A 13,987-nucleotide genomic window follows, 5' to 3' on the forward strand; every position below is an offset into this window, starting at 1 on the left:
TGGAATCGAGAAATACATCATACACCTTCACGCCTTCTGCGGGACGATAGATCCGTGCCGCAGACACAGTCTTCCAGCCCGCATCCGCTGCAGGAAGCTCATCACCGGGCCGCAGATCACGAGCAGCCACAAGCCCGCGACGACTCACAAACGGATGAAGGCTTGTCACATGAAGGATCTGAGTACCCAACTTGATTTCCACCATGGCTGTGGGCGGCGCTGTTTCATGAACATGCAGAATCCTTGCGGCTTCCTTGAAGCGAGGATTCCAAACCTGGTCGCCCAAGCGCAGATCGGAAATTTTCTTGAACGATCCATTCGCCATCTGCACCTGCGTTTCCGCTCCCCAGGAGTCCGTCGGAGAATTCAGAGCAGGACCGCGGTTCACATGCAGACCGGCCACGCATTTGCCCATCGAACCATCAGGCCCAGCCACATTCAGCTGAATCCATTGACTGTTGGCGGCAACGAATTTGATATCACGAAGGCCCGCATCGACCGCCTCGACCCGATGAGCACCGGGATAAGGAATCGCCTGCGAGCTTTTGGGGATTACCCCTGAAGCAAAATTCAAGGGACCTTCAAGTCCGGTCGCCTGCTGAATCGCGGCATCGACCACAACGCCGCTTCCAAAGAAATGCGCGGTAACTTCCTGGCCCGCGTCCGTATCAAAGGCCCAGCCACGGGACATGCCGGGACACTCCTGATAGGTCGCGGGTTTCTCGACCGTTTTGGGTTTGCCGGTAGCAGGATCCATTTCAGGAAGTCCCGTTTTGGGATCGACGACCTCAACTTTTTTAGCCGGCGTTTTCACACAGGTGAAAGGCTGAGTGGAAGGCGTTCCGGTAAAACCAATTTTGCAGCTCGGCGGTGGCGGCGGCGCAAGACTCACGGTGGCTTTCGAATTGATGTTCTTATCCGCTTTGTTCAAGGTCATATTCACACCCGTATCCGCCTTCACAGCCGCGTGTGTGATCAGATAAGGCCTGGCCGCGTTTTTGGCTTCCAGCTGCGTGGACTTGATATCCGTGGACGTCCGCTTTCCTTTGGGATTGCCATGATAGGACGTCGAGAAAATCGTGACCTGATCCGTGGCGCCCTTCCAAAGATTATTAGGCGCCGCTTTCGAGCTGACCACCATGCGGGCGCTTTGAATCGGCAGATAGGGATCGGGATAGATCGCTGGCGTTGGGCCCGCAGCAAGGGCTTGATAGACGCTAAAGGCGTTGTAGTTCAGATCACCAGCTTCCTGGCTCGCGTTGCGCACGTCCGAGGCTTTCAGCACGGACTGGGAGCGCAGCACGTTGTAGCCACCCACAACACCCGCAAGGCCTGCTACAATAATCACGAGGCCCATCGTACTGAATCCGGATTCCCGGTCGCAAGAGCGTCGCATGTTGACTCCTGAATGAAACTGAGCTGCAAGTATCGAATCGGCCGTCCTTTCCAACGTCTTTATTGTTTTCCCTAAAACTTCGGAATTCCTCAAGGAATCAACCCAAAAGAGGAAGGTTTAAATATTCCGACTGCGCATGTCGAAAAGAAGAACGGCAAACCTGAACCTGACGAGGAAAGCTTGAAAAATCAGATAAATTCAGGCTTTAGCTTGATTGAAATGTTGGTGGCCTTGGCGATCTTCGGACTGATCGCGCTGGGCACGCGAACCATGCTGCTGCGGGCGCAGGAGGGCAGCGTACGGGAAGGATTGCGTAAGAATCATGCGGAGATGTCCCAGGATCTTGCGCGGCGGCTCAATCATCATTTCAAACGCCAGACAGCCCATACGATCACTGCCGCCAATCGCCTTGTGATGATGCTTCCCAGTGGTCGGGTTGTGGTGGAAACACTCTGCGTGAAGAACGAAATCGATTGGCAGGCATCCGAGGCGCTTCTGAACCGCTGCATCAAATGTGGCGAAACTCAGCACCCGGTCATACGAATTCAGGATCCTGCAGGCGCTCGAATGTTCCCGGCTGGCCAGCAAAAGCCGGATCGCCCCGCAGCCGCTTCGATTTGCTTTGGCAATGGCTCTGACCCCAATGAAGTCGCCACGACAGTGGAGATGCTGGTGGTGGACCCGGTGAATAGGAAGGAAAAGAAGGTCAGCAAGGTGGAAAGCTTTTTGATCAAGGACTCCAGTTCTTTCACTTCATTCGAGTAAACCATGAAGGCAACGCAGTCCAAGGAAGCAGGCTTCTCGCTGGTGGAAACACTGGTCTCCCTTGTGCTGCTCAGCCTTGTAGGCTATTTCGTGCTGGTGTCGCAGAACAAAGCTCAGAAGGCCATGTTCAAGGGCACGAGCCGCGATGCGCACGCCCAGATTGTTTCCGTTGTAAAAAGCAAGACAGGCAAAGCCCTGGAAAAAATCCTGGCTTCCGCCCTTATCAGCCCAGGCGGGCTGGCTCCGCTCTTTAACAGCGAACTTGCCTTTGGCGAAGGCATTCGATTGAAGTGGGCCAAGCCTTCAGATCCCAGAAAAAAGACGGTGATCATGGACTATGTGAGCAATCCCGATAAGGTTGCGCAGGAGGCGCTGGAGAGCTGCCGCCAGTCCAAGACTTATATCCAGGCCTGGACGGGCCAGGAACTACCGCAGCGTCTTGCATCCCAGAATCTCACTTTTTGCGGTCAAATGATCATGCCCGCGAATCCCGATAGCAACTATGGTGCGCAGAACATTGCTCAGGCCAAGGTAGGATTCGTGGCTTTGGATGTGAGCTTCACCAAGGTCATCGATGGTTCGCCTATTCCGCTTTCACAGTTCGGCGTTGGAGGAACTCTGGCCACGGTTACCTGGACCATGCTCTGGAGCTATGAAAAAGGCCAGGAAAACGTTCAGCAGTTCCGCAAGGGTATCTATCACATCGTCCCCTGAGTCCTTCGACTAGAGCTTTTGCTTTTCAAACCAGCGGGCCACCAAGGCCCTTTCCTCATCGGTCATTTGAGTGATGTTGCCGAGCGGCATCGCCTTCAGCTGCACGACCTGAATGAAAATCGTATTCGCATGCTTCCTGAGGTCTGCTTCACTTTCAAAGACCACAGCTTTGGGCGGCGGGCCACTCATCAGAGTCGGCTGCGTCGCATGACAGCCCGTGCAGCGGGTTTGGAGGAGAGCGAGCATGCGGGCATCATCGGGAACCTCCGCATCCTGCGCCTGAACGGATGCAGGGCGGGGCGCGATCCAGATAAAAACAGCCAGCATGATGGCCACACCACTCAAAGGGAAATACCAATTGATCTTTCGTTTGTGTTTCAGAAGGAAGAACTGACGAATCAGTACACTGCCGATCATCATCAGCACCAGAACCAGCCAATTCATAGGGTGGTTATACATCATGCTGTAGTGATTCGAAAGCATGGCGAAGAGCACAGGCAGTGTCAGGTAGGTGTTATGCACACTCCGCTGTTTTCCCCTTTGGCCATAGATGGGATTGACCTTCTCTCCAGCCCGCATGGCAGCTGTCACGCGTCTTTGTCCCGGAATAATCCAAAAGAAAACATTCGCGGTCATCATGGTCGCAAGCATGGCGCCGACGATCAGAAAAGCGGCGCGCCCTTGAAAGATCTGCGTGCTGAGGTAGCTCGCCGCCGTGATCAGCAGAGTCATGGCTGCAGCGACGAGCCAGGGTTTTTGGCCTGAAAAACGGCAGATGGCTTCATAAACAAGAAGTCCAGAAGCCAAAAAGCCAAGGGCGAAGAGCACCGCCGTGGATGCCGTCATCGGGTAAATCTGCGGATCAATCATATATGTGCGGGCATTCATGAGGTAGAGCGCCACAAAAAGCGCAAAACCCGAAAGCCAGGTGGAATAGGATTCCCAATAAAACCAGTGGAGATTGGCCGGCAACGTCTTCGGTGCCACTAAATATTTCTGCGGGTTATAGAAGCCGCCGCCATGAACGGCCCACAATTCACCATCGACACCTTTCTGAAGAAGGTCGGGCGCCTGGGGTTTTTCCAGACTGTTATCGAGCCAGACAAAGTAAAAGGACGCCCCGATCCAGGCAATAACCGTAATCACGTGCACCCAGCGCAGCAGCATGAGTGCCCAGTCCATCATATAGGATTCCAACGAAACCTCCTCAGCTGCCCCGGTAGGTGGAATAGGACCATGGTGATACCAGAAGGGGCACATGGTAATGGGAAGCAGCATCAGCGATGCTGAAGCGAATGGTGATCACATCGAAAAAGGGAGGTTCACTGACCTTGGCGCCGATTTTCAGAAAATACGGCGCGACTTCAAAAGCCAGCTCATAGGTGCCCACTTTGAAATGCGGGCCCTGCAGCAAAGGTTCCGGCGTCCGGCCATCTGCATTGGTCTGTGTCTGGGCCAGTTCCTCCAGACTCTGATCATGGCGAACCCGATAAAGGGTGATCATCATCTCCGCTGCGGGTTTCCCGTGCGCCGTATCCAGGACATGCGTGGTGAGTCGGCCCATGGTTGGTCTCTTTCCTGCTCAGGGACTTTGGCTTCAGCTTATCGAAGGCCAGGGGCGGCGGTCAAGGCCTCAACAGGCTTTTTGTCGATGAATCCTCGCTTCCTTTCGTGCGAAGATGATAGGACTATCCTGCGCCCTTGTAACGGATTGGAATCAAGATTGAGGTGGTCCATGGCAGATATTCCTTATTACGCAAAATTTCTGTCACCGCGGGTGAAAGAACACCTCCTGCAGCGGGCTCGTCCTGTGAAGGGCGTGACGGGACTTCAGGAGATAGGAGTTTCAGGCGGTCTTGAAACCCCTGCCGCACTGCAGTTTCTCTGTGAGCTGCATGATGAACTCCTGCCGCATCTGAATGCGGTTCTGGATCAGCGTGAGGCGGACCGTGCATTCCTGGATCAAAGATGCCGGGCCCTGGCGCAATTCAATCAGGATCATGGCCGGGACTATCAGGCGTCCGATTATCAAACTGTTTTGGGTCTTGAAGACGGCAATGGCCGCATCGTCTTTGGTCCGAAGCGCCCGGATTATGTGAAACAGGGTGGGGACCCGATCGCGCCTTTGCCAGCCTATCTGAAAGGTCCGCATGTCACTCTGTTTGGGCCGCCCGATACAGCGAAGATGGCGATCAATGCGGTGAACTGCTACCACCGAAAACTCCCGGGTGAGCCGCCCATTGTCGCCGAAATTCTAGGGGACTGCCCCTATCTGCCGAAATGGGGAGCGGATGATGAGGACTCCAAAACTCCGCTGCGCGAGGATCTCATCGCAGCTGGTGAAAACCTGACCCGCTGCTTTGATAAGAGTCTTTCGGTGGTTGATGCCGCCACGGGCAAAAAATATGAAATCCAGCCTGAAAAGTCCGCTCTACCCATCAAGCGTTTTCCTGGTCTGGCCTTGCCCTGCTCCTTTCTTTTTCGCAATAAAACGCCCATTCCTCTGCATCTCTATGACTTCGCCCTGCATGTATTCCACAACTGGTCAAAGCCCGAGGCGCTGGTTCTTTACGTGCCCAAACTAGAAAACGAAGAGGAAGCGGGCTACATCCATCACATGGTTAGCGCGGCTGAAGCGCGTCTGCGAAAAAATTTCCCGCAGTATAAACTGGGTACCATCCGCCTTATGATCGTGCTCGAAAATCCGCGCGCCATCTTCCGTGTGCATGAAATCATGGACGCTCTTCATCCTTATTTTGCAGGCGCTTCCTTGGGCTGGCATGATTACCTTGCGTCCACGGCACGTCTTTTCAAGGAAGACCGGAACTACCGGATACCTGCGAAAACCGATCCGCACATCGTGATCCGCTATATCAAAGCCTCGCATCGGCTTCTCGCTGATGTCGTGGGACCGCGCGGCGGCATCAAAGTCGGTGGAATGTATGGGGTTCTGCCTTCCGGCGCCGAGCTGAATCATCCTTCCTTTCAGGTGACCCTTAAAGGTTACATGAAGGATGTCGTGACTCAGTTCAAGCGCAGTCTTTCCGGATTCTGGGTCGCGCATCCCGACTTTGTGCGCATCGGTCTGGCTTTGGTCACGGCCTGGGACAAGCATCTCGCTGGCAACAAAGAGCCTTTGCAACAGCTGGTGCACGGCCTCTTGCAGGAGCCGCATGCTCAGGAGGTGATGAACTTCGTGAATGGTCCCGACATTGAGGGACTGGATCGGGATCATCCTCTTTACCCACGATCTTTGATTGTCGCGGACCTGAAAGCCGACGAAAAAACCCTTAATCATACACCAGACGAAGTTCGCTATAACGTTTTTCAATGTCTCCAGTACCTCGCCGACTGGCTCACGGGGAACGGTTGCGTGGCTCTGCCGGCCAGCCTGGAAGGGATTCCCGTGCGTGTGATGGACGACCTTGCGACAACGGAACGCTCCCGCTGGGAAGTCTGGCATGAGATTCGGCATGGACGTTTTCCTCTTCATGACTTTCTGCGTATTGCGTTCGAGGAACTCACCTTCATTCGTAAAGATCTCGCGACGCCACAAAAATCCGTGGCGGTAAAATGGAACGAGCAAACGGCCAAATGGTATCCCATCGCCTTTAAGCTCATGATCCGCTTCATGACCGATGCAAAACCCGTGGAGTTTGTGAGCGAGCTGCTCCTGCCTTTCACAGTTCCTGAACTGCGGACCGCGTATAATCCCTGGCAGGCGCTGGAAGCCATTGATCCCGAAATCCTTGCGTTTGAGCCCGCAGTCGACCGCTTCATTACCTGGTTTGAATGCCTTGGTCATCAGGACTTCGCTGCGACCATGGCAGCGGACCTTATTCCTGATTTGGCCAAGGGCGAGGCCTTCGTCCGTCAGCTTCCCCTGCAGGGCCTTGTAGCCGCCGCCGCCTTTCACGGTGACATTGGGGAATCGAAGAAGACGCTCGATCATAACGCGGCGCGGGAGCAGGCTGCCGTCTTTAAGGACGAAGAGAAAGTGCGCGCCGAGTTGCAGCAGCTGGGCCAGGAGTATAAGAAAAAGTTCGGCATTAAGTTTTTGGTTTCAGCGCAGGGAAAAAGTGGCAAAGAGCTGCTCCGGATTCTGCAGCAGCGCCTTCACAACAGTCAGGAGAAGGAACTCGATAACGCCCGCACGGCCCTGTGGGAAATCGCCCACAAACGGTTCATGAGCAGCCCTTATGCGGCCCGTCTGAATCTGATTTCGGACATCAAAAACCGCTATAAGATCCCTGCAGCCATGATCACGCTTATCAGCCCCGAGTCATGCCAGGACCTTTGTCTTGATACCCAGCCTCACACCCTCTTTGAGATCGCTTCGCTGAGTAAAACCATAGCCTCGGCCTTTGCCATCGAGACCTTCACCAAAAAAGGCATCAGCCTTCAGACTTCGGTCAATCAACTCCTGGGAAAAACCCGGTCCTCATTCCGCCTCACAGGCCCTTGGGGTGACAGGGTTACCCTGGCTCATCTTATGAATCATAAGGCCCTTAACCTTCATTACGTGAACGGTGTACCCGCAAACGAGACGATGCCACCGATCCAGGACTTTTTAAACGGCAACGCACAGTATGGCTATGAACCCGTGGCTGTCGTGAATCCACCCGGAGAAGTCTTTAAATATTCCGGAGCCGGCTTTCTGGTTCTGGAGCATCTGATCCAGGAGTTGGAAGGGCAGTCCATTGAAGCCTTGACGCGTCCTTTCCTTGATGCGCTCGGCATGCAGGACTTCACATTTCAGCAGGAAACTCTTCCTGGTCGATCCTATGCCGAAGGCCGTCGTGATGATGGCCAGATGGTAGCGGGTGGCCGCCTCATGTTCCCGGCATTCGCCGCGGGTGCCATGGCCACAAGCTCAGCGGTGGCCCGGTTTTTAATGCACCTGGGACGGGCGTATCATTCCCTGGATGGATCAGGCCCTCTTTCTCACGACACCGCCCGTCTTATGCTGCATGGAACGGATCTCGGCTGTCAGGACTTTATGGGCTGCAACATGGGCCTGGGCGTCTTCGTCGCGGAAGCCGGGGATAATCGCCTGGCCATCCATCAGGGCGCGAATGATGGCTTTCGTTGTCTTTACGTCTATTGCTTTGCCGGCCCCGACTCCGGCAAAGGTCTGGTCACTCTTTGCAGCGGTGATTTCTCGGGAGTTCTCTTCAATGCCGTCGTAGCTCAAACAGCTTTGAAACTCCTGGATATGAAGGGGATCGACTTTACCCAGTTCGCCGAGCGTTTCGAACCCAGAAATTTGAAACCAGAGGAAATCGTTAACATCGGTTACCGCGATCTTGTTTTCAAAGCTTTCCGCCCGCGCCTCCCGGAACCCATCCTGCGCCAGGGCCCGCGCTCGCCACTGGCTCACTTGAATCTGCTCACAGACGCCCGCATTGGGAAAGTCAGCAATCAGCTCTTTGGTCGCGCCGAGAATTTGATCAGTCCCTATGATCCCACCTTTGATCCTGCGCTCTTCGGTAGGGAAGGCAAGATCATGGATAGCTGGGAAACCGTGCGGCATAATCAAAAGCCTTGTGATGAAATGATCCTGGACCTTTCAAAACCAGGAACCATTCGCTACGTTTCGCTCTCCACGCGATTTCATTTGGGGAATCAGGCCGCATACATCCGGCTTGAAGGGCTTGCAGATGGTGAGTGGCACGAGATCCTGCCCAAGGTTCCGATGGAAGGGCATGCGCTTTTGAGGGTTGATCGTGGTGACGATCCACGGGTCTATACAAGCATCCGCGTTCAGAACTATCCGGACGGAGGATTTTCCCGCCTCGGTCTTTACAGTGATCTTCCCGAGACGGAAAAGAAATTCTATCAGCCTTTACAGTCCGCAAAGTGCGAGCGTTTCCCCGACCACATTCCCCAGACGCACAAGCCCATGAGTATCCCTTATCGCGCGCAAACCGAGGACATTAGAAAAAATCAGGCCCGACTTCGCGCGGGTGAACTTGTCAACGTTGCCTCGGCGGCTCTGGGTGCAAGGGTTCTGCGAGCCTCGAATGAACACTACGGTCCGGCCATCCAGGTTATCTCACCGTTCCCGCCCTTGAATATGTTCGATGGTTTGGAATCCGCACGGAGCCGCAAGCCTGGGCATCATGAGGAGGTGATCATTCAGCTGGCTCAGGCAGGGCGATTGGAAAAGATCGTCGTGGATTTCAGCTATTTCGTGAATAACAACCCTCTGGAGCTTGCTGTGCAAGGCCAGGCAGGAGACGATTGGTTCGAACTAGTGCCGCGAACATGGGTTAAAGGTTTTGCCGCAAGCCAGAAATCCTTTCTCATTCATGAATCGCGCGCCTTTGAAGTCATTCGTGTTCAAACTTTTCCCGATGGTGGTTTGAATCGCGTGCTGGCTTTCAGTCGCTGGAAGGTCTGATCCCGGCCTTCCGACCGATGATGGCTCCTGGTGCATCCCGCGCCAGGAGCAATTGGGCGGCGATGCTGATTGCAATCTCCTCAGGCCTTCGTGATCCAAAGTCGAGTCCAATCGGACTATGCAGGCGTTGGATGCGTTCGGGACTTAAACCGGCGCGGCCCAGGTCGGCACGCATGGTTCGTGCCTTGACTTTGCTGCCGATGGATCCCACAAAAGGCAGATCATCGCGCGCGAGCAAAACCTTCAAAACCGGCAGATCCGTTCCATGGCCCATGGTCATGACCGTGCAAAAGCTTCCTGGAGCAAGGTCTGCAGCCCAGGCCGCCATATCATCGACGACCAGTTTTTTAAAATGCGGTGCCTCGGGCAGGCGTTCCACCCAGTCCGCACGGGTATCCACGCAGCTCAGCCGGCAGTTTAACGGCAAAAGCACGCGAGTGAGAGCCTGCGCAACATGCCCTGCTCCGAAAATGCAGATGGTCCAGGCGTGGGTGCCAAAGACTTCGAAAAGCAAGGTCGCACGTCCACCACAGGACATGCCGATATCCCTCTGCAGATCCCAATCGTGGATGATAGGCTGCGAATCTGCAGGCGGTTGCTCCAAAAGGGAACGAGCGGTCTGAATAGCCTTGTTTTCCAGCTTACCGCCGCCGACCGTGCCTTCACAAAGCCCTTGCATAGTCAAAAGCGCTTTGGCTCCTGGTTCCTGAGGGGCATGCCCCATGCTGGAAAGAAGCGTACAGACCACAAAAGCCTCGCCCTTCTCACTCAGTTCATGCATACGCCGAAACAAAGCTAAGGCTTTCATGACCCGTTCTCCCAGGCAGCAAAGGCATCGGGATAAAGGGAACGCATGATCCTTTCCTTGCTCGCGGGTATGGGCAAGCTGGGATTTCGAATCGCCTGCATGATAGCCGCCCATACGGAAAAGCAGAGCAATAGAGGAGGTTCGCCAACGGCCTTGCCGCGATGGAGAGTTTTCGGCTCGTCAGTATCCAAAAGATCGACCCGGAAATCCCGCGGAATATCATGAATGGAGGGGATTTTATAGGTACTGGGTGCATGGGTCAAAAGCCTGCCGCCTTTATCATAGACCAGCTGCTCTGTCGTTACCCAGCCGAGGCCCTGAATGAAAGCGCCTCGTATCTGGCCCACTTCCAGATCGTAATTGATCGGCCGCCCCAGATCCATCAGAATATCCGTGCGCAGTACCTTGACCTCGCCCGTATAGCGGTTGACCTCCACCTCGCTGCAGGCCACGCCCTGGCTATAGTATAGGAACGCATTGCCCTGACCTGTGACCTTATTGAAGTCAAGGCCTTCCACCTTATAAAAGCCGTACTCACTCAGGGAAACCCTATTAAAATAGGCTTCCCGTATCACGTCCAAAAGCGTCAGCGCGCGTTCCGACTGATGCTTTGCAAAAATTCGGCCGCCCTCGAACATGATCTCCTGTGTCAAAGGCTTATCCCACACAAGGTCCGGCCGGGTGCCGGGACCTATCGTGCGACTCGGCCACAGCTCAGGATCCAGATCCAAAAGCGCCACAAACATTTTACTGAGGCGTTCCTTCAAAGGCCGGCAGGCCACCAGAGCCGCAGCTCCATTCAGATCCGTTCCGCTGGAAGCAGCCGTGGCCGATGTGTTGGCGTTCTTATCCGTTTGGGTCGGCATGATGCGAACGCGATCAGGCGTGACACCAAACTCCCGGGCCACAAGGCTCCCGATTTTGGTTTGAACCCCTTGCCCCATCTCCACCGCGCCCGTCGAGACTTGAAAACTCCCATCCTGATGCAGGATCACCAGGGCATTTCCCTGATTCAAAAAACGCGTGATGAAGGAAATTCCAAACTTCACAGCGGTCAATGCGATGCCGCGAAGGGCAGGTGACTTCGGATTCGCTTCATCTAGAATGCGCTGACGTCGGGCCTTATAATCACAGCGTTCAGCCAGTGTTTCAAAGAGCTGAGGCAGGGCATCACCTTCAACAAGCTGTCCATAAGGAGTCGTATTACGATGCGGATGCCGATAAACGTTTCGCATCCGCACATCATAGGAATCCATCTTCAGATGATGGGCGATCCTTTCAAGGGCCTGCTCGATCATGGCCACACCCTTCGGTCCCCCAAATCCACGGAAAGCCGTATGCGGATGAATATGCGTTCGGCAGACCTGACCGCGAAGACGAACGGCAGGCAAAAAATAAGCATTATCCGCATGGGTCAGCGCACGTTCCATGATAGCCGTGGAAAGATCCGCGCAGGCTCCGCCATCCGAAAAGAGCATGGCATCCAAAGCCACAATCTCCCCATCATCCCGGAACGCGATATCGTAATGAATCTGAAAGGGATTCCTCTTCCCGGTGATCATCATATCCGTGTCCTTATCCAGGACAAGGCGCGCCGGTCTTTGACAGGCGCGGGCAACCAGGGCCGCATACACAGCGAAAGGAGCGGCCTGCGTTTCCTTCCCTCCGAATCCACCCCCCAGACGTTTGACAATGCAGACCACATCCTTCTGCGGAAGGCCCAGGGCTTCGGCAACAAGATGCTGCGTTTCCGTCGGATGCTGCGTGGACGAGTGAACCTCGATAAGGCCGCCATCCCGCGGATAGGCAATGGCCGCCTGATTCTCCAGGTAAAAATGATCGGCACCATCAATCTGAAGGGTTCCCTGCAGACGATGCGGTGCAGTGGCCAGGCCCTTTTCCCAATCACCGCGCTCGATTTTCCGCTCCACTCCAATGAAGCTTTGCTGCTTCACGGCGGCATCAATGGAAAGGATCGCCGGCAGCACTTCATAATCAATCCGAATAGCCTGCAGCGCGGCCTTCAGAATCGCGGGATCTTCGGCAGCCACGACCAGGACGACTTCGCCTACGAAATGCACCACATCCTGGGCCAGGAACTCCTGATCATGGAAGATACTGCCCCAGGTGTTATGAGCCAGGGCTTTATAATCAAAGATCCAAAGCTGTCCGCTCCATTTTTGAACACGGCTGACATCAATGGACAGCACCCGGGCATGCGCATGAGGGCTCCAGATAAGCCCCACTGTCAGCTCCCGCGCTTCACGGGGCCTGTCATCCACATATTCCGCCGAACCCTGAACGTGCGCGCGGGCCGATTCATGCGCCGGCCCGTGGCTCCCTTTAAGAATGGACATGGGAAAGCTCCTGGCTTTGCATGATTTCATCACAGTACTGCTGAAAAAATCCCTGGACCAGAATACGGCGATAGGCGGCGCTGCCACGCAGGTCGGAAAGAGGCTCGATCTCTTCCTGCAGTATCTTATGAGCCGCTTCGACAACCGAAGCATCCAGGACTTTATCCTTCAGCCAATCTTCCAGGCGTTTGATGCGAAGAGGAATAGCCGCCACACCACCGAAGGCCACGCGGGCGGATTGAATCACGGGCCGGTTGTCCTTGCGGCTTTTTTTGAAATCAAAAAGAAAGGCGGCACTGACTGTGGAAATATCGAGGTCCTTGCGCGTCGCTGCCTTATAGAGACGGAGCACCTCGGTTTTCTGTGGCGCACGAAAGGAAACGGCCCTTATCCATTCGCCGCTTTTCAAGGCCATTTTCCGATAGCCCTGGAACAGTTCCGTCAAAGGAATTTCTTTTTTCGCAACGGCCACCCGTCCATCAACGACCAAAAGAAAGGGCAGCGTATCACCAATCGGTGAGGCATTGGCAATGTTGCCAACCAGCGTCGCAGAATGTTTAATCTGCGGCGAGGCGAATACATTCAAAAGGGAACTGAACTCCGGAATGCCTTTGTCGCAGCGGCGGCGAACCTCTTCCAGGTTGACCTTGGCTCCGAATTGATAAACGGCCCCCTTCTGTCCGGATTCATAAAGCTCAGGAATCAGATGCAGACTGATAACATCCCCAAGAGCGCGTTTGCCTTTATTGATCTGCACGCCCAGGTCGGTGCCGGATGCCAGGATCATGGCCTTGGGATATTTCTTCAGGAGCGTGCTCACATCCGCGATCTTAACCGGCGCAAAAATCTTCCCCTGGTCGGTTGTGATCGCAATCGGCTGAGCCAGCGATTCTTTCAGTGCTTTTGCCAGCGCCCGGGTGACAAAGCGTTCCGCCAAGGGCGGCAAGGCTTTGGGATCAAGGCTCATGGCTGCTGCGACGATCGGTGTATAACCCGTGCAGCGGCAAAGGTTTCCGGTCAGATGATTCTTCACGGTCTGTTCATCCGGTTTGGTGCTGCAGCTTTCGAAAAGACCGCAGAGCGCCATGACAAAACCCGGTGTGCAATACCCGCACTGGCTTCCCTTGGCTTGAACCATGGCTTCCTGAACGGGGGCCAGGACTTTATCCTGGCTCAGAGCATCCACGGTTACGAGGTGCGAACCATCGATTTGCGCGAGCATCGTGATGCAGGCATTGATGGGCTCGAAGCGCAGGTCACGCGCGCGGCCGAGGCCGGGAAAAGCCCTTAGAACAGTGCAGGCGCCGCAGTCGCCTTCGGCGCAGACGATCTTGGTTCCGGTCAGGTAAAGGCGCGTGCGCAGCCAGTCAGCCAGCATCATCGAGGCCTCGGATCCACTGACTTCCTGAAGGGATCCGTTGAGTGAAAAGCGAAGAAAGGAGCGTGTCGACATAGGTATGTCCTTGCTGGCCCAATTGTTCTGGAATCGCTACAAGCGAGGCTACAGGATGCAGAAAGGAAGGTCAACGGGCGCGAAAATCCCT

At 54.9% G+C, this 13,987-nt stretch carries 8 protein-coding genes and 1 pseudogene; 3 read left to right on the forward strand and 6 right to left on the reverse strand.

What is annotated here, in order from left to right:
* A pseudogene (locus VFO10_RS19670) lies at positions 1-1,396 on the reverse strand (Hint domain-containing protein); the annotation flags it as partial.
* A 180-nt stretch (positions 1,397-1,576) separates the two neighbouring features.
* On the opposite strand from VFO10_RS19670, the gene VFO10_RS19675 reads away from it, so the two are divergent.
* Both VFO10_RS19675 and VFO10_RS19680 read left to right on the forward strand, forming a co-directional pair.
* Positions 1,577-2,161, forward strand: a complete 585-nt coding sequence (locus tag VFO10_RS19675; RefSeq protein ID WP_325143363.1) for a prepilin-type N-terminal cleavage/methylation domain-containing protein — start codon at positions 1,577-1,579, stop codon at positions 2,159-2,161.
* A 3-nt stretch (positions 2,162-2,164) separates the two neighbouring features.
* Positions 2,165-2,875, forward strand: a complete 711-nt coding sequence (locus VFO10_RS19680; RefSeq protein ID WP_325143365.1) for a prepilin-type N-terminal cleavage/methylation domain-containing protein — start codon at positions 2,165-2,167, stop codon at positions 2,873-2,875.
* A 9-nt stretch (positions 2,876-2,884) separates the two neighbouring features.
* On the opposite strand, the gene VFO10_RS19685 is transcribed toward VFO10_RS19680, so the two are convergent.
* Together VFO10_RS19685 and uraH are read right to left on the reverse strand one after the other, a co-directional pair.
* Positions 2,885-4,072, reverse strand: a complete 1,188-nt coding sequence (locus VFO10_RS19685) for a urate hydroxylase PuuD (protein WP_325143367.1) — start codon at positions 4,070-4,072, stop codon at positions 2,885-2,887.
* A gap of 10 nt (positions 4,073-4,082) precedes the next feature.
* Complete coding sequence (uraH, locus tag VFO10_RS19690) at positions 4,083-4,439, reverse strand: hydroxyisourate hydrolase (RefSeq protein ID WP_325143369.1); 357 nt, start codon at positions 4,437-4,439, stop codon at positions 4,083-4,085.
* Between the two features lie 171 nt (positions 4,440-4,610).
* Between uraH and VFO10_RS19695 the strand changes: the two genes are divergently transcribed.
* Complete coding sequence (locus tag VFO10_RS19695; protein ID WP_325143371.1) at positions 4,611-9,278, forward strand: serine hydrolase; 4,668 nt, start codon at positions 4,611-4,613, stop codon at positions 9,276-9,278.
* On the opposite strand, the gene xdhC is transcribed toward VFO10_RS19695, so the two are convergent.
* Genes xdhC through VFO10_RS19710 form a run of 3 tightly spaced genes read right to left on the reverse strand, consistent with a single transcriptional unit; the run spans position 9,259 to position 13,896 of the window.
* A complete protein-coding gene (xdhC, locus tag VFO10_RS19700) occupies positions 9,259-10,086 on the reverse strand; it encodes a xanthine dehydrogenase accessory protein XdhC (protein ID WP_325143373.1) in 828 nt (275 codons plus the stop codon). The two genes, VFO10_RS19695 and xdhC, sit on opposite strands and share 20 nt — an antisense overlap.
* Positions 10,083-12,443: a xanthine dehydrogenase molybdopterin binding subunit gene (locus VFO10_RS19705; protein WP_325143375.1), complete on the reverse strand. Its 2,361-nt coding sequence runs from the start codon at positions 12,441-12,443 to the stop codon at positions 10,083-10,085. The genes xdhC and VFO10_RS19705 overlap by 4 nt, the downstream gene beginning before the upstream one ends.
* The gene (locus VFO10_RS19710) at positions 12,430-13,896 is read right to left on the reverse strand and encodes a xanthine dehydrogenase small subunit (RefSeq protein ID WP_325143378.1); all 1,467 of its coding nucleotides are present in this window, start codon (positions 13,894-13,896) and stop codon (positions 12,430-12,432) included. Before VFO10_RS19710 ends, VFO10_RS19705 begins: the two co-directional genes overlap by 14 nt.
* Positions 13,897-13,987: the final 91 nt, after the last annotated feature.

The sequence above is a fragment of the Oligoflexus sp. genome (genome assembly GCF_035712445.1).
In the GTDB taxonomy this organism is placed as follows: Bacteria; Bdellovibrionota_B; Oligoflexia; order Oligoflexales; family Oligoflexaceae; genus Oligoflexus.